The sequence below is a fragment of the Streptococcus mitis ATCC 6249 genome, from assembly GCF_000146585.1.
GTDB classification, from domain to species: domain Bacteria; phylum Bacillota; class Bacilli; order Lactobacillales; family Streptococcaceae; genus Streptococcus; species Streptococcus mitis_AZ.
In genome coordinates, this window is sequence record NZ_GL397179.1 from 621341 (window position 1) to 645315 (window position 23975).

23 protein-coding genes and 1 pseudogene are annotated in these 23975 nt (G+C 42.8%); 17 read left to right on the forward strand and 7 right to left on the reverse strand.

Annotated features, from left to right (window positions below):
- Window positions 1-19 precede the first annotated feature (19 nt).
- The 15 genes and pseudogenes from HMPREF8571_RS04815 (at window position 20) to dtd (ending at window position 15834) form a co-directional block, all read left to right on the forward strand.
- Window positions 20-424, forward strand: a complete 405-nt coding sequence (locus HMPREF8571_RS04815) for a YbgA family protein (RefSeq protein WP_000435149.1) — start codon at window positions 20-22, stop codon at window positions 422-424.
- Window positions 408-773, forward strand: coding sequence for a TIGR02328 family protein (locus tag HMPREF8571_RS04820; protein WP_001241807.1), 366 nt, complete (start codon window positions 408-410; stop codon window positions 771-773). The genes HMPREF8571_RS04815 and HMPREF8571_RS04820 overlap by 17 nt, the downstream gene beginning before the upstream one ends.
- Window positions 774-961: 188 nt before the next feature.
- Window positions 962-1255, forward strand: coding sequence for a helix-turn-helix domain-containing protein (locus HMPREF8571_RS04825; RefSeq protein ID WP_000797751.1), 294 nt, complete (start codon window positions 962-964; stop codon window positions 1253-1255).
- A 259-nt stretch (window positions 1256-1514) separates the two neighbouring features.
- Entirely contained in the window at window positions 1515-3764 is a 2250-nt protein-coding gene (gene metE, locus HMPREF8571_RS04830) for a 5-methyltetrahydropteroyltriglutamate--homocysteine S-methyltransferase (protein WP_000108256.1), read from the forward strand.
- A gap of 92 nt (window positions 3765-3856) precedes the next feature.
- Window positions 3857-4723, forward strand: coding sequence for a methylenetetrahydrofolate reductase [NAD(P)H] (gene metF / locus HMPREF8571_RS04835; protein WP_000089957.1), 867 nt, complete (start codon window positions 3857-3859; stop codon window positions 4721-4723).
- A gap of 789 nt (window positions 4724-5512) precedes the next feature.
- Window positions 5513-7726: a polyribonucleotide nucleotidyltransferase gene (gene pnp, locus HMPREF8571_RS04840; protein WP_000166432.1), complete on the forward strand. Its 2214-nt coding sequence runs from the start codon at window positions 5513-5515 to the stop codon at window positions 7724-7726.
- Between the two features lie 14 nt (window positions 7727-7740).
- Entirely contained in the window at window positions 7741-8358 is a 618-nt protein-coding gene (cysE, locus tag HMPREF8571_RS04845; RefSeq protein ID WP_000539990.1) for a serine O-acetyltransferase, read from the forward strand.
- A gap of 2 nt (window positions 8359-8360) precedes the next feature.
- Window positions 8361-8621 (forward strand): annotated as a pseudogene (locus HMPREF8571_RS04850) (phosphorylase); the annotation flags it as partial.
- Window positions 8622-8629: 8 nt separating this feature from the next.
- Window positions 8630-9151: a dihydrofolate reductase family protein gene (locus tag HMPREF8571_RS04855; protein WP_000301980.1), complete on the forward strand. Its 522-nt coding sequence runs from the start codon at window positions 8630-8632 to the stop codon at window positions 9149-9151.
- Window positions 9152-9168: 17 nt separating this feature from the next.
- Window positions 9169-10512 carry a cysteine--tRNA ligase gene (gene cysS, locus HMPREF8571_RS04860; protein WP_000591117.1) on the forward strand — a complete coding sequence of 448 codons (1344 nt, stop codon included), beginning with the start codon at window positions 9169-9171 and terminating at the stop codon, window positions 10510-10512.
- Window positions 10505-10891 (forward strand): Mini-ribonuclease 3, encoded by a 387-nt coding sequence (locus HMPREF8571_RS04865; RefSeq protein WP_000567922.1) that lies wholly within the window; start codon window positions 10505-10507, stop codon window positions 10889-10891. The genes cysS and HMPREF8571_RS04865 overlap by 8 nt, the downstream gene beginning before the upstream one ends.
- A gap of 2 nt (window positions 10892-10893) precedes the next feature.
- Window positions 10894-11763: a helix-turn-helix domain-containing protein gene (locus tag HMPREF8571_RS04870; RefSeq protein ID WP_000879847.1), complete on the forward strand. Its 870-nt coding sequence runs from the start codon at window positions 10894-10896 to the stop codon at window positions 11761-11763.
- Window positions 11764-11876: 113 nt separating this feature from the next.
- A complete protein-coding gene (locus tag HMPREF8571_RS04875; protein ID WP_000229943.1) occupies window positions 11877-13007 on the forward strand; it encodes an ABC transporter ATP-binding protein in 1131 nt (376 codons plus the stop codon).
- Window positions 13008-13155: 148 nt separating this feature from the next.
- Window positions 13156-15372 (forward strand): RelA/SpoT family protein, encoded by a 2217-nt coding sequence (locus tag HMPREF8571_RS04880; RefSeq protein WP_001123769.1) that lies wholly within the window; start codon window positions 13156-13158, stop codon window positions 15370-15372.
- Window positions 15373-15390: 18 nt separating this feature from the next.
- Window positions 15391-15834 carry a D-aminoacyl-tRNA deacylase gene (gene dtd, locus HMPREF8571_RS04885; RefSeq protein WP_000691424.1) on the forward strand — a complete coding sequence of 148 codons (444 nt, stop codon included), beginning with the start codon at window positions 15391-15393 and terminating at the stop codon, window positions 15832-15834.
- A gap of 30 nt (window positions 15835-15864) precedes the next feature.
- Here the strand turns inward: dtd and HMPREF8571_RS04890 are convergent, their stop codons facing one another.
- The 6 genes from HMPREF8571_RS04890 to HMPREF8571_RS04915 form a co-directional block, all read right to left on the reverse strand.
- A complete protein-coding gene (locus HMPREF8571_RS04890; RefSeq protein ID WP_000732799.1) occupies window positions 15865-16278 on the reverse strand; it encodes a hypothetical protein in 414 nt (137 codons plus the stop codon).
- Between the two features lie 107 nt (window positions 16279-16385).
- Complete coding sequence (locus tag HMPREF8571_RS04895) at window positions 16386-17036, reverse strand: metal-dependent transcriptional regulator (RefSeq protein WP_000188534.1); 651 nt, start codon at window positions 17034-17036, stop codon at window positions 16386-16388.
- Between the two features lie 83 nt (window positions 17037-17119).
- A complete protein-coding gene (gene tpx / locus HMPREF8571_RS04900; RefSeq protein ID WP_000206539.1) occupies window positions 17120-17614 on the reverse strand; it encodes a thiol peroxidase in 495 nt (164 codons plus the stop codon).
- 114 nt (window positions 17615-17728) lie between these two features.
- A complete protein-coding gene (locus tag HMPREF8571_RS04905; protein ID WP_000733054.1) occupies window positions 17729-18661 on the reverse strand; it encodes a metal ABC transporter substrate-binding protein in 933 nt (310 codons plus the stop codon).
- 25 nt (window positions 18662-18686) lie between these two features.
- Window positions 18687-19535, reverse strand: coding sequence for a metal ABC transporter permease (locus HMPREF8571_RS04910; RefSeq protein ID WP_000559774.1), 849 nt, complete (start codon window positions 19533-19535; stop codon window positions 18687-18689).
- On the reverse strand, window positions 19532-20254 hold the full coding sequence (locus tag HMPREF8571_RS04915; RefSeq protein WP_000600669.1) for a metal ABC transporter ATP-binding protein: 723 nt from the start codon (window positions 20252-20254) through the stop codon (window positions 19532-19534). Before HMPREF8571_RS04915 ends, HMPREF8571_RS04910 begins: the two co-directional genes overlap by 4 nt.
- A 178-nt stretch (window positions 20255-20432) precedes the next feature.
- On the opposite strand from HMPREF8571_RS04915, the gene HMPREF8571_RS04920 reads away from it, so the two are divergent.
- Both HMPREF8571_RS04920 and HMPREF8571_RS04925 read left to right on the forward strand, forming a co-directional pair.
- A complete protein-coding gene (locus HMPREF8571_RS04920; RefSeq protein ID WP_000199238.1) occupies window positions 20433-22325 on the forward strand; it encodes a M13 family metallopeptidase in 1893 nt (630 codons plus the stop codon).
- Between the two features lie 88 nt (window positions 22326-22413).
- Entirely contained in the window at window positions 22414-23178 is a 765-nt protein-coding gene (locus HMPREF8571_RS04925) for a hypothetical protein (RefSeq protein WP_004239872.1), read from the forward strand.
- Between the two features lie 104 nt (window positions 23179-23282).
- Here the strand turns inward: HMPREF8571_RS04925 and HMPREF8571_RS04930 are convergent, their stop codons facing one another.
- Window positions 23283-23912, reverse strand: a complete 630-nt coding sequence (locus HMPREF8571_RS04930; protein ID WP_000690834.1) for an MBL fold metallo-hydrolase — start codon at window positions 23910-23912, stop codon at window positions 23283-23285.
- Window positions 23913-23975 lie beyond the last annotated feature (63 nt).

The window sequence follows — 23975 nt, forward strand, 5'->3', positions numbered from 1 at the left end:
ATAAAAAGCAAGGAGAATCATGGAACAAATTAATCAAAAATCCCATTGCCAACAACTCTGGGCTAGAAACAAATACCTTGTTTTGAGCCATTCTAGCAATATTTACAATGAGATTCGTCAGTATCTCAAGAATGAAGAGGTGGAAGTAAGTCATGTTCAAGAACTGATCAACCGTGCCTGTCAAATCCCAGAACACAGAGGTCAGGTCTGCAATGCCTTTCAGCATATTTGGGGCTATTTTAAAAAGAAAGCGACTGATGCTGAGCGCAAGGACTACATGCTCTTGCTGGATCACTACCGCTTTGGTCAGGCTTCTAAGGAAGACTTAATCGCTAAGACCCGAGACTTGCTGGATCACTATCCCAATACCTATTTGCAACATTCGACTTTACTGAAAGGAGACTCCCATGAGACTTTGGCATGAGGCTTTGATTTCACAACTTCCCCGTCCTCAGCTTTTGGGGCAACATCGAGAATGTTGCGCCCTGCGTGGCAATGGCTGGGGTAGAAAGCATGCGACGGTGAACTATGTCTTTACCCACTCGCCCTATCGTCTCTATGCCTATCATCGCTTGATCATGGAGGAGATGACTAACCGTGGCTATAATGTCAGTCCAGAGTGGCTGGACAAGAACTACCGTGGCAAAATTTGCACTCCCTATGAAGACTTGCCTGAGGAGAAGCTAGGCAAGCCCATCTATAGTGAGCATGATGCAGGATACTATGAGGAGTGCTTAGCTAATCTCCGAGAGAAAGGCATTGAGCTGGAGTAAGAGTCAGGATTAGCTCCATATTATAACTCTTCTCGTAATTTTTTCGAATAATAAATATGAGACCTTTAGAATGATTCTAAGGTCTTCTTTTTATGAGTGTTAAGATTTACTTTTAATAACTTTTGAGTTATAATTAATTTAAAAAGCCAAGCGTGAACTGAAGGACTTAAAAGAAAGAGGGTTAAGTGATGAAGAATAGTGCTATTGGAAGTAATTGGAAGGATGTTCGAACAGAACTATTTACCAAGGAGGAAATCCTTGAAAGTGATATGCGAGTGGCTATTATGAGTGAGTTGATTGAGGCTAGGCATGAGCAAGGTATCAGTCAGAAAAAGCTAGAGGAACTAAGTGGAGTAAGCCAGCCTGTTATAGCTAGGATGGAGACAGGAAAGACCAGTCCTCAGTTGGATACGGTCTTAAAAGTCTTAGCCAGTTTAGGAAAGACACTAGCTGTCGTTCCACTTGAACAGGAAAAAAGTTGATTAAACTGACCTATAGTCTTTTTTAATAACAAGCCATAGGAACTTATAAGAATAGTCAATAGCTCGTTTGAGCATTTCAACTAAAAGACAACATAAAGCAAGCTATACAAAGGATTTGAGGCACTGGTCTCAAGTCCTTTTCTTTTGTTTAAAAGAGAGATATAGTTTCAAACTATATCAAATCCTAATTTTTTACAATTATACAGGCGCTTTCTTTTCTGTTAAGATAGTTTCAACAACAAATTTTGGAGGACACATCATGTCAACTACGATCATCGGTTTCCCTCGTTTGGGCGAATTCCGCGAATTAAAATTTACAACTGAAAAATACTTTAGAAAAGAAATCACAGCAGAAGAACTCCTTGCAGCAGCAAAAGAATTGCGTGCGAAACACTGGAACATCGTCAAAGAAAAAGGCATCACTGAAATCCCATCAAATGACTTTTCTCACTATGACAACTTCCTAGATGCAGCCTTCCTCTTCAACGTGGTGCCAGCTTCTGTTCAAAACTTGGACTTGTCTGACCTTGAGCGCTACTTTGCTTTGGCGCGTGGTTACCAAGGAGAAAAAGGGGATGTTCGTGCCCTTCCGATGAAGAAATGGTTCAACACCAACTACCACTACATCGTGCCTAAATTTGAAAAAGACACTCAAGTAAAATTGGCTGGTCACAAGATCTTTGATGAGTTCCAAGAAGCCAAAGAACTTGGATTGAACACTCGTCCAGTCCTTGTAGGACCATTCACTTTCCTTCAATTGTCAGACTTTGAAGAAGGGGTGAAAGCAGAAGACTTCGTAGATAGCTTTGTCGCTGCTTACCAAGAAGTTTTTGCAAAATTGTCTGAACTTGGTGCGACTCGTATCCAATTGGACGAAGCGGCTCTTGTAAAAGATTTAACAGCTGAAGAAAAAGCTCTCTTCTTGAACCTCTACAACAAACTCTTGTCTGACAAAAAAGGTCTTGAAGTCTTGCTTCAAACATACTTCGGTGACGTTCGTGACGTCTACTCTGATCTTGTGAACTTGCCAGTAGATGCCATTGGTTTGGACTTCGTTGAAGGTAAGAAAACTCTTGAACTCGTTAAAGGTGGTTTCCCATCTGACAAGACTCTCTATGCAGGGATTGTCAATGGTAAAAACATCTGGCGAAACAACTACGAAAAGAGCTTGGCTGTTCTTGAGCAAATCCCAGCTGAAAACATTGTCTTGACAAGCTCATGTTCACTTCTTCATGTGCCATTTACAACAGCTAACGAAGAATTTGAACCAGCAATTTTGAACCACTTTGCTTTTGCAGTTGAAAAATTGGATGAAATTCGTGATTTGGATGCTATTCGCAACGGTCAAGGTGAACAAGCTCTTGCAGCTAACAAAGAACTCTTTGCGACTGAGCGTGTGGGTGAAAATACTGAACTTCGTGCCCGTATTGCTGGATTGACAGATGCAGACTACATTCGTTTGCCAGCCTTTGCAGAACGTGAAGCGATCCAAGAAGAAACCTTCAAACTTCCAGCACTTCCAACAACAACCATCGGTTCATTCCCTCAAACTAAAGAAGTTCGTGCGAAACGTTTGGCCTTCCGTAAGGGTGAATTGTCACAAGAAGAATACGATGCCTTCCTTGCTGAAACCATCGACGAATGGATCAAATGGCAAGAAGAAGTTGGATTTGACGTGCTTGTACACGGTGAGTTCGAGCGTAACGACATGGTTGAGTACTTCGGTCAAAACTTGTCAGGTTACCTCTTCTCTAAGAATGGTTGGGTACAATCATACGGTATGCGTGGGGTGAAACCGCCAATCATCTGGGGCGATGTCACTCGTCTTAACCCTATCACTGTAAAATGGTCTAGCTATGCTCAAAGCCGTACTGACAAACCTGTTAAAGGTATGTTGACTGGACCTGTTACCATCCTCAACTGGTCATTCCCACGTGAAGACATCTCTATCAAGGACTCAACTCTTCAAATCGCCCTTGCTATCAAGGATGAAGTTCTTGACCTTGAAGCTGCAGGCGTGAAGATTATCCAAATCGATGAGGCTGCTCTTCGTGAGAAATTGCCACTTCGTCGTAGCGACTGGTACGAAGACTACCTTGACTGGGCTATTCCAGCCTTCCGCTTGGTCCACTCTACAGTTGCACCAGATACTCAAATCCACACTCACATGTGTTACTCAGAATTTACAGATATCATCCCAGCTATCGACAACATGGATGCGGACGTTATTTCTTTTGAAGCAAGCCGTTCAAACCTTGAAATTTTGGACGAACTCAAAGCGAAAAACTTCCAAACAGAAGTGGGACCTGGGGTTTACGATATCCACTCTCCTCGTGTGCCAAATGAAGGCGAAATCGACCACACAATCGATGCTATTCTTGCTAAAGTTCCAAGCAGAAAAGTTTGGATCAACCCTGACTGTGGTTTGAAAACACGTGGTATTCCAGAAACAAAAGAAAGCTTGATCCGCCTTGTCGAAGCAGCTAAAGCTGCGCGTGAGAAATTGTAAGATTCGATTTCTCGCTTGACACTGTTTGATCAAGGGACTGCTTAGCCCTATCTAGCTAAGCAATATCGAAATCAAAGAAAAGGACAAAAACTATGTCACGCCAAACACCGTCACTCTCATTTGAAGTGTTCCCTCCCAACCCAGCTGTGGGTAATGATAAGATTATTTCTGCTCTTCAAGATATGCAGGAGCTAGCACCTCACTTTATCAGTGTGACTGCCAGCAATAATAAATTTAATATCAAGGAAACGACGGTTCGTTTGGCTGACTTTATCCAGAATGATTTGGCGATTCCAACTATTGCCCACTTGCCAGCTATCTATCTGACCAAGGAAAAGGTTGCTGAAACCATTGCAGACTTGGATAAGGTTGGGGTACAGAAAATCTTGGCCTTGCGTGGAGATATTATCCCTGATGTGGAACCACAAAAGGATTTCCGCTACGCAACGGACTTGATCGAGTTCATCAAGGAACAAGCCCCTCACTTTGAGATTGTCGGAGCTTGTTACCCAGAAGGGCACCCTGACTCGCCAAACCAGATCTCGGATATCCAAAATCTCAAGAAGAAAGTGGATGCAGGTTGTTCAAGCCTTGTAACGCAGCTTTTCTTTGACAATGAGCGTTTCTATGATTTCCAAGACAAGTGTACCTTGGCAGGGATTGATGTTCCTATTCATGCGGGGATTATGCCCATTCTGAACCGTAACCAAGCGCTTCGTCTCTTGAAGACTTGTGAGAATATCCACCTTCCACGTAAATTTAAGGCCATCTTAGACAAGTATGAGCATGACCCTGAGTCGCTCAGAGCAGCAGGACTTGCCTATGCCGTGGACCAGATAGTGGACTTGGTGACCCAGGATGTTGCAGGTGTCCATCTCTACACCATGAACAATGCTGAAACAGCAAAATACATCCACCAAGCAACCCATGCCTTGTTTAATCATCAGTCTTTAGGGTAATTGATTCTTTAACCACTGAGACGACAGCTTGTCATTTACATGCTTTTAAATGAAAAATGACAGTTGCGAAAGCCAAAGAGTTTGCTAAATAAAATAAACAACAAACCATTCCTCTTTTCATGGGGGAATGGTTCCTTTTTAATAGAAAAGCCCGCACTTTTTAAGAAAAATATGATAAAATAGACTCTGTACGTACTTGATACAAAGATGAGGGTATTTAGGTTGTAGAAGTTTGTTTAAAGTGGATTATTTTTTAAACAGAATATGATAATAGGTGTCTCAAAAAACGCGAACGGAGTGAGTATTTAAAAGATATTTCACGCTATAGTGGTATCCTAGAGAATAACTCTGTTATTTTCTAGGACGGAATTTTTGAGAGTAAAATAGTTCGGGGAACTATTTTAGCCTGAGCATAGAAATAAAAAGGCGAAGTGTTCAAAAATTAGGAATGAAATTCCCTGGATTTCTAAAATCATCCACTGGATAATTTTACCTTCCGTCCGCACTATTCCAGTGAAATATCAAAAAAACTACTTAATTGAATTTTGGCCTCATTTCTTAGGAAAAAAGACAAGCTTCCTATTTTTCTACAGAAATGTTCGGCAAGCCGAACCGTCCAAAATATCTTGATTAATTGAACACGCCTACAACTCTGTGGAAAAAGATAAATCTACCTAGGAGCAGTCGCTCCGTCGTTCGACTCCTATTTTCCTTTGAGTTGCTTAACGGCTTAGTATCCTGATTTTTGTAGGCAAGGCGTATAATATTATCAATCCAAAGGGGATTAACATGACAAAACAAGTATTTCAAACGACTTTTGCGGGTCGTGAGTTGGTTGTAGAGACTGGTAAGGTTGCTAAGCAAGCAAATGGCTCTGTTGTCGTGCGTTACGGTGAGTCAACTGTCTTGACTGCAGCCGTGATGTCTAAGAAAATGGCAACTGGGGATTTCTTCCCACTTCAAGTCAACTACGAAGAAAAAATGTATGCAGCTGGGAAGTTTCCTGGTGGCTTTATGAAACGTGAAGGACGTCCTTCAACTGATGCGACTTTGACAGCGCGTTTGATTGACCGTCCAATCCGTCCAATGTTTGCGGAAGGTTTCCGTAATGAAGTGCAAGTGATCAATACGGTTCTTTCTTATGATGAAAATGCCTCTGCACCAATGGCAGCTATGTTTGGTTCATCCTTGGCGCTTTCTATATCAGATATTCCATTTGACGGACCAATCGCTGGGGTACAAGTGGGCTATGTCGATGGTCAAATCATCATCAACCCTAGTCAAGAACAAGCAGAGCGTTCGCTTCTTGAATTGACAGTAGCTGGTACCAAACACGCTATTAACATGGTTGAGTCTGGTGCCAAAGAATTGTCAGAAGAAATCATGTTGGAAGCTCTTCTCAAAGGGCACGAAGCAGTCAAAGAATTGATTGCTTTCCAAGAAGAGATCGTTGCTGCGGTTGGTAAGGAAAAAGCAGAAGTGGAACTGCTTCATGTGGATGCTGAATTACAGACTGAAATCATCGCAGCCTACAACAGTGACCTCCAAAAAGCGGTTCAAGTAGAAGAAAAATTAGCGCGTGAAGTTGCTACTCAAGCTGTTAAAGACCAAGTGACTGCAGTTTACCAAGAAAAATATGCAGACCACGAAGAATTTGACCGTATCATGCGTGATGTGGCTGAAATCTTGGAACAAATGGAACACGCTGAAGTGCGCCGTTTGATCACAGAAGACAAGGTTCGTCCTGACGGACGTAAGGTCGATGAAATTCGTCCTTTGGATGCGGTTGTTGACTTCCTTCCTCGTGTACATGGTTCCGGTCTCTTCACTCGTGGTCAAACTCAAGCCCTTTCTGTCTTGACCTTGGCTCCGATGGGAGAAACTCAAATCATCGATGGTTTGGACCCAGAGTACAAGAAACGCTTTATGCACCACTATAACTTCCCTCAATACTCTGTAGGGGAAACTGGTCGTTACGGTGCACCAGGTCGTCGTGAAATTGGTCACGGTGCTCTTGGTGAGCGTGCTCTTGCCCAAGTCTTGCCAAGTTTGGAAGAATTCCCATACGCTATCCGTCTGGTAGCAGAGGTCTTGGAATCAAATGGTTCTTCTTCTCAAGCCTCTATCTGTGCAGGAACTCTTGCCCTTATGGCTGGTGGTGTACCAATCAAGGCGCCAGTAGCTGGTATTGCCATGGGTCTCATCTCCGACGGAAACAACTATACCGTATTGACAGATATCCAAGGTTTGGAAGACCACTTTGGAGACATGGACTTTAAGGTTGCAGGTACTCGTGACGGGATTACAGCCCTACAAATGGATATCAAGATTCAAGGAATTACTGCAGAAATCTTGACAGAAGCCCTTGCCCAAGCCAAGAAAGCCCGTTTTGAAATCCTTGATGTGATTGAAGCAACCATCCCAGAAGTTCGTCCAGAATTGGCTCCAACTGCACCGAAAATTGATACCATCAAGATTGATGTGGACAAGATCAAGATTGTCATCGGTAAAGGTGGAGAAACGATTGACAAGATTATCGCTGAAACAGGCGTTAAGATTGATATCGACGAAGAAGGAAATGTGTCTATCTACTCGAGCGACCAAGATGCTATTAACCGTGCCAAAGAAATCATTGCTGGCTTGGTGCGTGAAGCCAAAGTGGACGAAGTGTACCATGCCAAGGTTGTTCGTATCGAGAAATTCGGTGCTTTTGTCAACCTCTTTGACAAGACAGATGCACTTGTTCACATTTCAGAAATGGCTTGGACGCGTACCAATAATGTCGAAGACTTGGTGGCAATTGGAGACGAAGTCGATGTCAAAGTTATCAAGATTGATGAAAAAGGACGTGTTGATGCTTCTATGAAGGCTCTTCTTCCTCGTCCACCAAAACCAGAGCGTGACGAAAAAGGTGAAAAGTCTGAACGTCCTCACCGTCCACGTCATCACAAGGACCACAAACCGAAAAAAGAATTTACACACAAACCAAAAGATTCAGAATAAGAAAGGAGAAATGTATGGGATGGTGGCGCGAAACCATTGATATCGTAAAAGAAAATGATCCAGCGGCGCGCACTACTTTGGAGGTTCTACTGACCTATCCAGGTGTCAAGGCCTTGGCTGCCCACCGTCTCTCGCATTTTCTCTGGAAGCATGGCTTTAAACTCTTGGCTCGGATGCACAGTCAGTTTTGGCGCTTCTGGACTCAGATTGAGATCCATCCGGGTGCTCAGATAGAATCAGGTGTCTTTATCGACCATGGTTCTGGCTTGGTGATTGGGGAGACAGCTATCGTTGAAAAAGGTGTTCTTCTCTACCATGGGGTTACTCTTGGTGGGACAGGGAAAGACTGTGGCAAACGCCATCCGACCGTTCGAAAGGGAGCTCTCATATCGGCTCATGCCCAAGTCATTGGACCCGTTGAAATCGGTGAAAATGCCAAAGTCGGTGCAGCAGCAGTAGTTGTGGCAGATGTTCCTAGTGATGTGACAGTTGTCGGAATTCCGGCCAAGATCGTCCGAGTTCATGGACAGAAGGATGAACCAACAATCCACGAAGTCGAAGAAAAACGAGAGTACTACGTCAATAAACTCGAGCAGGCTAGAGAAGCCAGCCACAGATCGTCGGGGTTGTAGAGAGTAGTAATGCCTTTTATCGAGAAACGCCTGATAAGGTCAAGCGTCGCTTGGCTGCTGGTGCACAAGTGGTGGACATGGAAGCTTCAGCTATCATGGCTTGGAGTCAATTTCGCAAGAGTAAAGTCTATCAGTTCTTCTACACAGCTGACTATGTGGATCATCATAACCGAGCCTGGGATGCCCGCCATGAAGAGCGGACAGCTGATGCCATGACTTTTTTCACTATCGCTTTGATAATAGCAAAGGAACTAGAAAGGTAACTACAAGAATGGCAGTATATTTTTACGGCTGTATCACCATGGATGGCTACTTGGCAGACAGCCAGCACAGGATAGACTGGCTGCATCAGCTTGGTTCTGTAGAGGATACAGGCTATGATGACTTTTACAGGCAAATGGATATCACCATCATGGGCAAGCGGACCTTTGAGGAAATCCAAGATTTGCAAGATGTAGAAAGTTTTTATCAAGCTACGGAAAACTATGTCTTTACGCATGATAGGCACCTGCCTGTCAGCAATTACCAGCCAGTAGCTGGGGATGTGGTGGACTTTGTTCAGCAGATTGACAAAGGCAAAAATGTCTTTGTGATTGGTGGTAATTCCTTGGTAGGACCGCTCTTGGATGCGGATCTTTTCGACCACCTCATTATTCAGATAGCGCCCCTTATCCTAGGAAAGGGAGTTCCCCTCTTTACTCAAGAGGAAGGGCAGCGCTTTTACCAACTGGATAGCCTCAGACAATTTGGCCCTTTTGCAGAGCTGGTTTTCAGCCGAAAAAGTCAGAAATAGAGAAGGGAGTGGACCGCATGATTAAAATTTATGACACCATGTCTCGTGATTTGCGAGAATTTGTCCCGATTGAGGACAGCAAAGTCAAGATGTATGTTTGTGGGCCAACCGTATATAACTATATCCACGTGGGGAATGCACGTTCGACGGTAGCTTTTGATACCATTCGTCGTTATTTCGAATACCGTGGCTACGAAGTTGCCTATATTTCCAATTTTACAGATGTAGATGATAAGATTATCAATCGCGCCAAGGAAGAAGGCATCACACCTCAGGAGATTGCGGACAAGTACATCGCTGCCTTTCGTGAGGATGTGACGGCCTTGGGCGTGAAACCTGCGACTCGCCATCCGCGTGTGGTGGAGTTTATGGAGGACATCATTCGTTTTGTCGCTGACTTGATTGAAAAAGGTTATGCTTACGAGAGTCAAGGGGATGTTTACTTCCGTGTGGAAAAATCCCACAACTATGCCAAGTTAGCCAATAAAACCTTGGAAGATTTGGAGCTGGGTGCTTCAGGTCGTACCGATGAAGAAACGGCTCGCAAGGAAAATCCTGTGGACTTTGCCCTATGGAAAGCTGCAAAACCAGGTGAGATTTCTTGGGACAGTCCTTGGGGACCTGGTCGTCCGGGCTGGCATATCGAGTGTTCGGTCATGTCAACAGAGATTTTGGGAGATACCATTGATATCCACGGTGGTGGAGCTGATTTGGAGTTTCCTCACCATACCAACGAAATTGCCCAGTCAGAAGCAAAAACAGGCAAGACTTTCGCCAACTACTGGATGCACAATGGCTTTGTCAATATCGATAATGTCAAGATGTCTAAATCCTTGGGGAATTTCATCACAGTCCATGATGCCCTTAAAACTCTTGATGGTCAAGTGTTGCGTTTCTTCTTTGCGACTCAGCATTACCGTAAACCAATCAACTTTACGGAAAAAGCAGTGCGGGATGCCGAGACCAATCTCAAGTATCTGAAAAACACTTACGAGCAACCATTTTCTGGGACTGTAGACATTCAAGAGTTGCAAGACTTTAAAGATAAGTTTGTAGCGGCTATGGATGAGGACTTCAACGCTGCCAATGGTATCACAGTTGTCTTTGAAATGGCCAAATGGATCAATTCAGGTAACTATGATGCAAGTGTCAAGGAAGCTCTTGCGGCTATGTTAGAGGTCTTCGGAATTGTCTTTGTCGAGGAAGTTTTGGATGCAGAGATCGAAACCTTGATCCAAAAACGACAAGAAGCGCGTGCTAATCGTGACTTTGCGACAGCAGACCAAATCCGTGATCAACTGGCTGCTCAAGGGATTAAGCTCCTTGATACCAAGGATGGAGTGAGGTGGACACGTGATTGATGTCAATCTCATTAACGGAATTGCGCTAGCCTTTGAAGGGGATGCGGTGTATTCCATGTATATTCGCCGCCACCTCATCCTAAAAGGCATGACCAAGCCCAATAAACTTCACCAAGAGGCGACCAAGTATGTCTCGGCCAAGGCTCAGGCTCGCCTGATTTCCCTCATGTTGGAGGAGCAAGTTTTAACGGAAAAAGAAGAAGAAATCTATAAACGTGGGCGCAATACCAATAGCCACACAAAGGCTAAAAATGCAGATGTCGTAACTTATCGGATGTCGACTGGCTTTGAAGCTGTCATGGGTTATCTTCATCTGACTGATAATATGGAGCGTCTAGAGACCTTGATTTCGTGGTGTATCCAAAAAGTGGAGGCGTAGAAATGCTTGCAAAAGAATTACTAGACTGGTTTCCTGAGGCTCAGATTTCAGATCAGCCAATAGAGAAACTAGGATATCTTACACTTCCTCTATCTTCTCAACAGTGGATTTTACTGGAAGAAACTGGGCTCAGCGAGCGTGAAAAGCAGTTAATTGCCCTTTTAACCCAGCAGGAGCAGGCTAGTTCACTCAATCCTTGGTATTCCTATCTGATCGAGGGAAAGGGGCAGGCACCTCAAACTTTTAAAAAGATACAACTGGTTTATTGCCATCTATCCTATTACCAACAGGAAAATCTAGCCTCTTGGCTGGATATGATGCAGACCCTCTTTCCTAACTGCCAGACAGTGTTGCAGGTCGGAGTTCAGGACTATGTTTTTATTCTCCAGCAAGATAAATACAGCTCTGTTCGCTCAATCTTATCCGATACGATTGAGGCAGTAGAGTATGACTTTGGTCTTCGTCTGTCTATCATGTTGGGGCAGGTTTGGTCACAGACTGGGTATCAGGCTTTGTCAGATTTAATCCAAGCAGAGCGGGACTTGTTTAAGGCTTGGTGGCGTCAGGGGCATCAAGGGGTTCATACTTTTTCACAGCTCTATCTTTGGAGTCTTGGGGAAGGGCTGGTTGACCATAGAATTATCAAAGAATACCTTCGTCAGTTGATTCTGGACCAAGATCAGATTCAGGAGATCATTCTTACTCTCTGGGAAAACAGTGCTGTCTTAACTAAAACAGCCCAGCAACTCTATCTGCATCGCAATTCTCTCCAATACAAGATTGATAAATGGGAAGAATTAACAGGACTTCAGTTGAAGGAGTTGACGGATCTCAGCCTTTGTTATCAGTTGATTTTACCAGATATTCTCTAAAGTTTTGTGCAAGTTGCACAGAACTTTTTTATTTTTTTGGTCACCTTGCCATAGAAAAGTAAAGCGTTTTCATCTATAATAAAACTATCAAAAGACAAAAGGAGTTTACCTCGATGGTAGAATTAAATCTTAAAAACATTTACAAAAAATATCCAAACAGCGAACACTACTCAGTTGAAGACTTCAACTTGGACATCAAAGACAAGGAATTTATCGTTTTCGTAGGTCCTTCAGGATGTGGTAAATCAACAACTCTTCGTATGATTGCAGGTCTTGAAGACATCACAGAAGGTACTGCATCTATCGATGGCGTGGTTGTCAACGACGTAGCTCCAAAAGACCGTGACATCGCCATGGTATTCCAAAACTACGCTCTTTACCCACACATGACTGTATATGACAACATGGCTTTCGGTTTGAAATTGCGTAAATACAGCAAAGAAGATATCGACAAACGTGTGCAAGAAGCTGCAGCAATCCTTGGCTTGAAAGAGTTCTTGGATCGTAAACCTGCTGACCTTTCTGGTGGTCAACGTCAACGTGTTGCCATGGGTCGTGCGATTGTCCGTGATGCAAAAGTATTCTTGATGGACGAACCTTTGTCAAACTTGGATGCCAAACTTCGTGTATCTATGCGTGCTGAAATTGCGAAGATCCACCGTCGTATCGGTGCTACAACCATCTACGTAACGCACGACCAAACAGAAGCGATGACATTGGCAGACCGTATCGTTATCATGTCAGCTACTAAGAACCCTGCTGGTACAGGTACTATCGGACGTGTAGAACAAATCGGTACTCCTCAAGAAGTTTACAAAAACCCAGTTAACAAATTCGTAGCAGGATTCATCGGAAGCCCAGCTATGAACTTCATCAATGTGAAATTGGTTGGTAGCGAAATTGTTTCTGACGGTTTCCGCTTGAAAGTTCCAGAAGGAGCTTTGAAAGTTCTTCGTGATAAAGGCTACGAAGGTAAAGAATTGATCTTCGGTATCCGTCCAGAAGATGTGAATGCAGAACCTGCTTTCCTTGAAACATTCCCAGAATCAGTTGTTAAAGCAACTATCTCTGTATCAGAATTGCTTGGTTCAGAATCTCACCTTTACTGCCAAGTTGGTAAAGATGAATTTGTTGCAAAAGTGGATGCTCGTGACTACTTGCAAACAGGTGCAACAGTTGAACTTGGATTTGACTTGAACAAAGCGCACTTCTTCGACGTAGAAACTGAGAAAACTATCTACTAAGATAAATAAATAGAATAGCAAAGCACTGCAGAGTTTCTCTTGCAGTGCTTTTTCTTTTAAATGCATAGACTAGGCATGAAAATAGGTTTTTCTAGTTTTAATATTCTTAAAAAAGTGATAAAATGGTAGGAAGAATTGGAGAGAATAGATGCCGAAAGAAGTGAATTTGACGGGCGATGAGGTTGTCGCTTTAACGCAAAAATATTTATCAAAAGAAGATGTTGCTTTTGTACATAAAGCCTTGGTTTACGCCGTTGAATGCCATAGTGGTCAATACCGTAAATCTGGCGAGCCCTATATTATTCATCCCATTCAGGTGGCAGGGATTTTAGCTAAGCTCAAGCTAGATGCCGTGACGGTTGCCTGTGGTTTTTTGCATGATGTGGTTGAGGATACGGATGCGACACTGGATGATTTAGAGCAAGAGTTTGGTCATGATGTTCGCATTATTGTTGATGGAGTGACTAAGCTTGGTAAGGTGGAGTACAAATCGATCGAGGAGCAATTAGCGGAAAACCACCGTAAGATGCTCATGGCCATGTCTGAGGATATCCGCGTTATCTTGGTTAAACTATCTGACCGCTTGCATAACATGAGAACGCTTAACCACCTACGAAAAGACAAGCAGGAACGGATTTCCAGAGAGACCATGGAAATCTATGCACCACTTGCTCATCGCCTGGGGATTTCCAGCGTCAAGTGGGAGTTAGAAGACTTGTCCTTCCGCTATCTCAATCCAACTGAGTTTTACAAGATCACTCACATGATGAAGGAAAAACGCAGAGAGCGTGAGGCTTTGGTCGATGAAGTCGTGACAAAGTTAGAGGACTACACTTCCGAACGCAATCTAAAAGGGAAAATCTATGGCCGTCCCAAACATATCTACTCTATCTATCGCAAGATGCAGGATAAGAAGAAACGCTTTGAGGAAATCTATGACCTGATTGCCATTCGCTGTATCTTAGAGACTCATAGTGATGTCTATGCCATGCTTGGCTATGTGCATGAGCTTTGGAAACCAATGCCTGGGCGTTTTAAAGATTATATCGCTAACCGTAAGGCCAATGGTTACCAGTCTATCCATACGACTGTCTATGGACCAAAAGGGCCGATTGAATTCCAGATTCGTACCAAGGAAATGCACGAGGTTGCTGAGTACGGGGTTGCGGCTCACTGGGCTTATAAAAAAGGAATCAAGGGGCAGGTCAACAGCAAAGAATCAGCTATTGGGATGAACTGGATCAAGGAAATGATTGAGTTGCAAGACCAGGCTGATGATGCCAAGGAATTTGTGGATTCTGTAAAGGAAAACTACCTAGCTGAGGAGATTTACGTCTTTACCCCAGATGGGGCTGTACGTTCCCTTCCAAAAGATTCAGGCCCGATTGACTTCGCCTATGAAATTCATACCAAAGTCGGTGAAAAAGCAACTGGTGCCAAGGTCAATGGCCGCATGGTTCCTCTGACAACCAAGCTCAAAACTGGGGATCAGGTCGAAATTGTCACCAACCCTAACTCCTTTGGCCCGAGTCGTGACTGGCTCAACATGGTCAAGACTAGCAAGGCACGCAACAAGATTCGTCAGTTCTTTAAAAACCAAGACAAGGAATTGTCTGTTAACAAGGGCCGTGAAATGCTGATGGCTCAGTTCCAAGAAAACGGCTATGTAGCCAATAAATTTATGGACAAGCGTCACATGGACCAAGTCCTTCAAAAGACTAGCTACAAGACAGAAGAGTCTCTCTTTGCGGCCATTGGTTTTGGAGAAATCGGTGCCATTACGGTCTTTAATCGTCTGACCGAAAAGGAACGCCGTGAGGAAGAGCGTGCCAAGGCCAAGGCGGAAGCAGAAGAGCTTGTCAAAGGTGGCGAGGTTAAGGTTGAGAATAAAGAAACCCTCAAGGTCAAACATGAGGGTGGTGTGGTCATTGAAGGAGCCTCAGGTCTCCTAGTACGGATTGCCAAGTGTTGCAATCCAGTGCCTGGTGATGATATTGTTGGCTATATTACCAAGGGCCGTGGAGTGGCTATTCACCGCGTGGACTGTATGAATCTCCGTGCCCAAGAAAACTACGAGCAACGTCTCCTTGATGTGGAATGGGAAGACCAATACTCAAGCAAGGAATACATCGCCCATATCGATATCTATGGCCTCAACCGTACAGGTCTCTTAAATGATGTTCTGCAAGTTCTTTCCAACACCACTAAGAATATCTCAACCGTTAACGCCCAACCAACCAAGGATATGAAATTTGCTAATATCCATGTGTCCTTTGGAATCTCAAACCTTTCTACGCTGACAACGGTCGTTGACAAAATCAAGAGTGTGCCAGAGGTATACTCAGTCAAACGAACCAACGGATAATTGAATAGAAAGGCGCTTATGAAAATCATCATTCAACGGGTTAAAAAAGCCCAAGTGAGTATCGAAGGTCAGGTTCAGGGAAAAATCAATCAGGGGCTTTTACTGTTGGTCGGTGTAGGCCCAGAGGACCAAGAGGAAGATCTGGATTATGCTGTCCGAAAGCTTGTCAACATGCGGATTTTTTCAGATGCAGAAGGCAAGATGAATCTGTCTGTTAAGGATATTGGGGGCGAAATCCTTTCGATTTCTCAGTTTACCCTTTTTGCAGATACTAAGAAGGGCAATCGTCCAGCCTTTACAGGAGCAGCCAAGCCTGATAGGGCATCAGACTTCTATGACGCTTTTAATCAAAAACTAGTACAAGAAGTACCTGTTCAGACAGGTATCTTTGGAGCGGATATGCAGGTGGAGCTGGTCAATGACGGACCGGTCACCATTATCCTTGATACAAAAAATAGATAAGAAAACCAAGCCAGTCAGCTTGGTTTTTGTTTAGAAACACTCCCAGAAAGAGATGTGTTTATCGTAAAAGTCTGGATAGTTTTCCCTTAGGTGGCTAGCCGTCATATAATATAAAGTAGAATGACAACCAGTGACGATTGGCATAAGAGATGAAAATTGCTGAGAACTAGTGAAGGCTAAAAGGACAAATAATAGAAAATCGCTAATGAGCACCCCTAAATAGTAGAAGCGAAACTTTTTATTGATTTGAGGATAAATCTCAACGAAATGATGTTTGAGTCGGTTGACTAAGCGAAATAGCAGTAGTCCTTGAGCAAGGATGAAAATAAAACCAGACAGCAGGAGCCAGTCTACAGAGAGATCGGTTTTGGAGATAAAAATTGCTAATAGTAGCAAATCGCTGACTGCAATGGCTGCAAAATGGAGTCTAAAGAGCTTTTTCATAGGATGACCTCCCTCTTTTATCTACCTTCATTCTACACCAAATGAATGGGAGTTGCAACTAACATAATAAAAAATCCCTGAAAGGAATTTCTTTCAGGAATAAGGGGTTAGTTGATTTTTTCGACATAGAGTTGTTTGGCGATATCCATACTAACTTGGAGGTCTTCGTCTTTGTTGACTAGAGTAAAGCTATTGGAAAAGCCATCAAACTGCTTGACTTGGAGTTGGTCACCGATATGAATTGCGTGCTTTTCTAGATATTTGAGTAGTTCAAAACTATCATGAACGCGAGTCAGGAGATAGGTTCCAGCTTCCTGGACGGCTGCTAGTGGCAGGTTATTGATTTCAACCAAGAGTTCTCCCTCGGCTGGTATGGTTCCACCGTGGGGGCAGGTTTGAGGGAAACCCAGCAGTTTATCCAGTCTCTTTACAAATAGGTCAGAGACTGTGTGTTCTAGGACCTCAGCTTCTTCGTGGATCTGATCGCTAGTATAGTCCAAATGGTGAACTAGAAAGACTTCAATCAAACGGTGTTTACGATAGAGCTCAGAGACCAGTTTGAGGCCAATATCTGTCAATAGATAGCCGTTCTCCTTATCCTTGAGGAGGAGATTTTCACTTTTCATGCGTTTGATCATCTCTGTTACAGCAGGTGGAGAGACCTGCATACGGGCAGCAATTTCTTTGTTGGTGATTTTTTGCATGTCCGTACCGATTTCATAAATACATTTTAAATAATCTTCTTTATTTGGAGTCATTCGTTTCCTCTTGTTCATTCTCTCCATCTAGTATACCAAAAAAAGCTAGATTTCTCTAGCTTTCTGTCATAATGCTTGTGATTTTAGTCTAGTTCTTTAACTGCAGCAATAGCAGCTTCAAAGTCTGGTTCCGTGTTAATGTTATCAACGTATTCTACGTAACGGATGACATTGTCAGTATCGAGAACAAAGACGGCACGTGCAAGGAGATGCCATTCGTTGATCAAGAGGGCATAATCACGTCCGAAAGAATGGTCAAAATAGTCTGAAAGCATGATGGCATTGTCAAGACCTTCAGCCCCACACCAGCGTCCTTGGGCAAATGGTAGGTCCATAGAAACGGTAAGAACGACGGTATTATCAAGGTTAGCAAGTTCTTGGTTGAAGCGACGTGTTTGCGTTGAGCAGATACCGGTATCGATAGATGGGACAACACTCAAGACTTTTTTCTTTCCATCAAAGTCAGCTAGCGTTTTTTTAGAGAGATCGGTTGTCGTAAGAGAAAAGTCAAGTGCCTTGTCTCCGACTTGCAGTTGTTTACCTGTAAAGGTTACAGGATTTCCGAGAAAAGTGGTCATAAACTACTCCATTCTTTTTTCTTTCATTTTACCGAGAATTGTCAGATTTTTCCAATGATTTGACCGGAAAGTGTAAAAAAACGCCAATTCGGTGAGAATGACGTTTTTAATGGATTATTTTGACAAACCTTCAGCAATCTTGTCAAGGTTGTATTTCATCATGTTGTAGTAGCTGTCACCTTCTTTACCTTCTTCAGCGATTGAATCAGTAAAGATTTGCGCGTAAATTGGGATATTTGTGTCTTGTGAAACAGTCTTCATTGGACGGTCATCGACACTTGATTCAACAAAGAGTGATGGAACTTTTGTTTGGCGAAGTTTTTCAACCAAGGTCTTGATTTGTTCAGGTGTTCCTTCTTCTTCTGTGTTGATTTCCCAGATGTAGGCACTTGGAACTTCGTAAGCTTTAGAGAAGTATTTGAAGCATCCTTCGCTGGTTACAATGAGTTTTTTCTCAGCAGGGATATTGTTAAATTTCTCTTTAGCTTCCTTGTCCAGTTTGTCTAGCTTTTCAGTATAGTCTTTGAGATTTTTTTCGTAGAATTCCTTGTTGCTAGGGTCTTTTGCAATCAACTGTTTAGCGATATTTTTAGCATAAATTATCCCATTTTCAAGGTTGAGCCAAGCGTGTGGGTCTTCTTTACCTTTCTCGTTTTGACCTTCAAGGTAGATGATATCTACGCCATCACTAACTGCATAGTAGTCTTTGTTTTCAGTTTTCTTGGCATTTTCAACCAATTTGGTAAACCAAGCATTGCCACCTGTTTCAAGGTTGATACCGTTATAGAAAATGAGGTCAGCCTCAGAAGTTTTCTTTACGTCTTCAGGAAGTGGTTCGTACTCGTGTGGGTCTTGACCAACAGGAACGATACTATGAAGATCAATCTTGTCACCAGCGATATTTTTAGTAATATCAGCAATGATAGAGTTAGTTGCTACAACCTTTAGTTTTTGGTTTGTAGATGCTGTGTCTTTTTTTCCGCTAGCACAGGCAGCTAATCCAATGATAGCAAGAAAAAGAACAAGCAATGTACCTAATTTTTTCATTAGATTCCTCCAGAAGGGTTTCCCCTTATTTATTGATTTTTTTATTTTTTAGTTTCAAGTATCGTTGCTTTGGAGAGATAAAGAAACTGATTAAGAAGAAGCTGGCAGATGTGAGCACGATGCTGGATCCTGCTGCGAGATTGAAGCTATAGCCGATAAAGAGTCCCAAAACAGAAGCGGTTGCCCCTAGGGTTGATGAAAGAAAAATCATGCTCTTTAGGCTATTCGCATAAAGGTAAGCCGTCGCAGCTGGGGTAATCAACATGGCTACGATAAGAATCGTTCCAACACTTTGCATGGCAGTGACTGACACAAGGGTCAAGAGCACCATGAGCAGATAGTGGTAGAAATTGACGGGCATTCCCATGGCTTTAGCCAAAAGCTCGTCAAAGGATGTAATCAATAGTTGTTTAAAGAAAATCCCGATAATCAAGAGAATCAATGCCCCCACACCAATGGTGATCCACATGTCCGTATCTTGGACAGCGAGGATATTCCCAAAAAGGATATGGAAGAGGTCTGTCGAACTCTTGGCAACACTAATCAAGATGACACCTAAGGCTAAGAAAGATGAAAAGGTAATACCAATGGCAGTGTCACTCTTGATGATAGAGTTCCCCTTGATGTAGGTAATGATGATGGAAGCCATCAAGCCAAAGATGATCGCTCCAATAAAGAAATCAATTCCCAGGATAAAGGAAAGGGCTACGCCGGGCAAAACTGCGTGAGAGATGGCATCCCCCATGAGAGACATTCCACGTAAGATGATAAAACATCCCACGGCTCCAGCAACCACCCCGATGACTATAGCTGTTATCAAGGCATTTTGTAGGAAATGGAAATGTTGCAATCCATCGATAAATTCTGCTATCATAGGTCACCTCCATTGAAAAAGAGTTTGCTACCGTAGGCCTTCTTAAGATTGGCTTCGGTAAAGGATTCTTCAGTTGAACCAATAGCAACCAATTCTCGATTGAGAAGCATAACTTGGTCGAAATAATGAGGGACTTTGCTGAGGTCATGATGGACGATGAGAACTGTTTTACCAGCTTTTTTAAGGTCTCTCAGTGTATTCATGATAATCTCTTCACTGATCGAGTCAATCCCGACAAAAGGCTCATCTAAAAAGATGTAGTCAGCTTCCTGCACTAAGCAGCGGGCAATCAAAACACGTTGGAATTGTCCTCCAGAGAGCTGACTGATTTGGCGATCAGCATAGTCTGAGAGTCCAACGATTTCAAGTGCATCCGCTACTTTTTTCCAGTGGCTGGCCTTTAAAGTGTGGAAGAGCGGGATAGATGGATAGAGTCCCAGTGAGACACATTCCTTGACCTTGATAGGGAAATTGTAGTCGATATGGATTTTTTGCTCGACATAGGCAACTCGATGTAAAGATTTCTTGACTTCTTTGTCATCGAGAAAGGCCTGACCTTCGTGTGGGATAATTCCCAACATACTTTTTAATAAAGTTGATTTTCCAGCACCGTTTGGACCAATAATTCCGGTAATAGTTGGTCCGTGGAGCACTAGTGAAATATCCTTTAGTGCCAACGTTTCTTTGTAGGAGACACTGAGGTTTTCGATAAGTATCATACAGTTGTTTTCCTCCTGCCTTTTAATATACATTAAAAAAAAATTAAGTCAAGTTAATTTTTAAAAAATTTAAAATAATAACTGAAAAATGAAGAAAAAAGAGAGACCATTTTTAATTGCATTCCCAAGTGTTTTTTGCTAAGCTAAGAATAAGTGAAAAAATGAAAGCGAGAACAAGATGACACGTTATCAAGACGATTTTTATGATGCAATCAATGGCGAATGGGAAAAAACAGCTGTCATTCCAGCTGACAAATCTCGAACTGGTGGTTTTATTGACCTTGACGAGGAAATTGAAGAGTTGATGCTGGCGACTACAGACAAGTGGTTGGCAGGTGAAGAAGTCCCAGAGGATGCCATCCTCGCAAACTTTGTTAAGTACCATCGTATGGTACGTGATTTTGACAAGAGAGAAGCAGATGGGATCAAGCCTGTTTTGCCAATGCTCAAGGAATACCAAGATTTGGAGAGTTTCGCAGATTTCACCAGCAAACTAGCAGAATTTGAACTAGCAGGCAAGCCAAACTTCCTTCCATTTGGGGTATCACCAGACTTTATGGATGCCAGAACCAATGTTCTCTGGGCAAGTGCACCAGGGACTATTTTGCCTGATACAACCTACTATACTGAAGACCATCCTCAACGTGAGGAACTCTTAACGCTTTGGAAGGAAAGTAGCGCAAATCTTCTCAAAGCCTATGATTTTTCAGATGAGGAAATCGAAGACTTACTAGAGAAGAGATTGGAATTGGACCGTCGTATCGCATCAGTGGTTCTTTCAAACGAAGAAAGTTCAGAATATGCCAAACTCTACCATCCATACGCTTATGAAGATTTCAAGAAATTTGCTCCTGCCCTCCCTTTGGATGATTTCTTCCAAACAGTTCTTGGACAAACTCCAGATAAGGTTATCGTAGACGAGGAACGTTTTTGGCAAGCAGCAGACCAGTTTTATAGTGAAGAAGCTTGGCCTTTGCTTAAGGCAAGCTTGATCTTGAGTGTAGTCAATCTTTCAACAAGCTATCTCACTGACGAGATCCGTATCTTGTCAGGTGCTTATGGCCGTGCTCTTTCAGGTGTTCCAGAAGCTCAAGACAAACGAAAGGCGGCTTATCATTTAGCACAAGGACCATTTAAACAAGCTCTTGGCCTTTGGTATGCCCATGAAAAATTCTCTCCTGAAGCTAAGGCAGACGTTGAGAAAAAAGTAGCGACCATGATCGATGTTTATAAGGAACGTTTGGCTAAGAATGACTGGCTCACTCCTGAAACGCGTGATAAGGCCATTGTCAAACTCAATGTCATCAAGCCTTATATCGGTTACCCAGAGGAATTGCCAGAACGCTACAAGGACAAGGTAGTGGACGAAACTGCCAGCCTCTTTGAGAATGCCCTAGCCTTTGCGCGTGTGGAAATCAAGCACAGCTGGAGCAAGTGGAACCAACCGGTTGACTACAAGGAGTGGGGTATGCCAGCACACATGGTTAATGCCTACTACAATCCTCAGAAGAACTTGATTGTCTTCCCAGCTGCTATTTTACAGGCTCCATTCTATGACTTGCATCAGTCGTCTTCTGCCAACTACGGTGGTATTGGTGCTGTTATTGCCCATGAGATTTCTCATGCCTTTGACACAAATGGTGCTTCTTTTGATGAAAATGGTAGTCTCAAGGATTGGTGGACTGAGAATGACTATGCTGCCTTTAAGGAAAAAACGCAGAAAGTTATCGACCAGTTTGATGGTCAAGAATCCTATGGCGCAAGGATTAATGGAAAACTAACCGTATCCGAAAATGTTGCCGACCTAGGGGGGATCGCCGCAGCCCTTGAAGCTGCCAAGAGAGAACCAGACTTCTCTGCTGAAGAATTTTTCCACAACTTTGCTCGTATCTGGCGTATGAAAGGCCGTCCGGAGTTGATGAAACTCATGGCCAGTGTGGATGTGCACGCGCCAGCTAAACTCCGTGTCAATGTCCAAGTACCAAACTTCGATGACTTCTTTACAACCTATGATGTCAAAGAAGGCGACGGTATGTGGCGTTCACCAGAGGACCGTGTGATTATTTGGTAAAGTAAGTCCCTAACAAAGTATCATCTTGGAATTAATGGTTCATTTTTGAAGTTTATCAATCTGAAAATGCAATGCTATCGAGGTTAACATGAAGAAATTTTTAATGATGCTATCAGCTATTCTTTCGATTTCAGTTCTAGCATCTTGTGGTCTCAATAAAAATAGGAACAATACAGAACCTTCATCTGCACTATCATCTGTCTCCAAAGACGATAAGACTAGTGTATCAACAGAAGCAAAGGCTGAAAATACTAGTGACTCGTCAACCAAGGAATCGCAATCGACTGTTGAAAATAAGAAGGAAACTGGACAAGATGTATATAAAGAAGTGATTGAACGTTATAATCACTTTACAGACCTTTTAAAGCAAGGTAATAGAGAGGATTTATACCAGGAAAATAAACAACACAAGATTGCTTCAGAAGAATATAGCCTGATTTTTTCTCGAATGGATTATCAAAATGCACCAGATTGGAAATATGCCCTTCTTGATTTGAATAAGGATGGGCAAGACGAGTTGCTTATTGGTGATGAAAAATTTGTTTCAGCCATTTATTATTTGGAAAATCAAAAGCCTAACTTACTTCACACAGCTTATGTAGCTTCTGCAGGTGGTTTTCGCTCAGGCTTTGTTATTTACGAAAATGGTCTAGTCTCTTATGCAGACTGGCAGTCAACCCGTCCAGAAATGAACTTGGCTTTATATTCGTTTGATAAAAATGGAGTCCAGAAGATTAAAGAAGCAACTATTCAAATCGGTGGCAATGAAAAAGCAGAGCAAGTTTTAGATATCTCTTCTGAAAAGCTTGATTTGTCTAACATTAGTTGGAAAGAATTGAATCCGGCTAATTAGTTTTGAATTATTTTTCTAGTCAATATTGATTCTTCTGAGAAAATATTAACATAAAAATAGAAGCTACAAAAAAACCGAGGAAATTATCCTTGGTTTTTTGTTTGCTAGAAAAAGGGATTAAAGGTCTTTTCGTGAGCGATGGTCGTAGCCGGGCCGTGCCCAGGATAGACATCGTAGTTAGGAAGAGTGAAGAGTTGAGTCTGGACACTATGGAGAAGTTGTTCCATGCTACCTGTAGGAAGGTCTGTCCGTCCGATGGTTTCGCGGAATAGAACATCTCCGGTTAAGACTAGATGGGCATCAGGAAAAACCAGAGAAACACCTCCGATAGAATGGCCAGGTGTTGGCAATACCGTAAAACGAAACTCTTCGATCTGGTATTCCTCATGAAAGACATAGGTGTGTTCAGCTGGTTTGCAGACGACATCAGCCATATCATCATGACGAGGTAGGCCAGAGAGATTGTCGACTGGAGTGTAAAGCCAGCTGGCTTCACTTTCTGCTACATAAACGGGGGGATTTCCAAAAGTATCTCTAACCAAGTCCAGACTCATAATATGGTCGTAGTGGGTGTGGGTCAGGAGAATCGCACAGACTGGTTTGTTGATTTTCTCGATGGTCTTGCGAATAGCTTCCCAATGGCTACCTGGGTCAACCACAATCAGGTGTTGGTCCCCTTCTAGATAATAAGTGTTTTCATAAGCAACGGGATTCACGGTTTTATGGATTTTCATACTGGCTCCAATCTCAAAGAATGTACTAAACTAAGTATAGCACAGAAGAGGGAAATAAAGTGA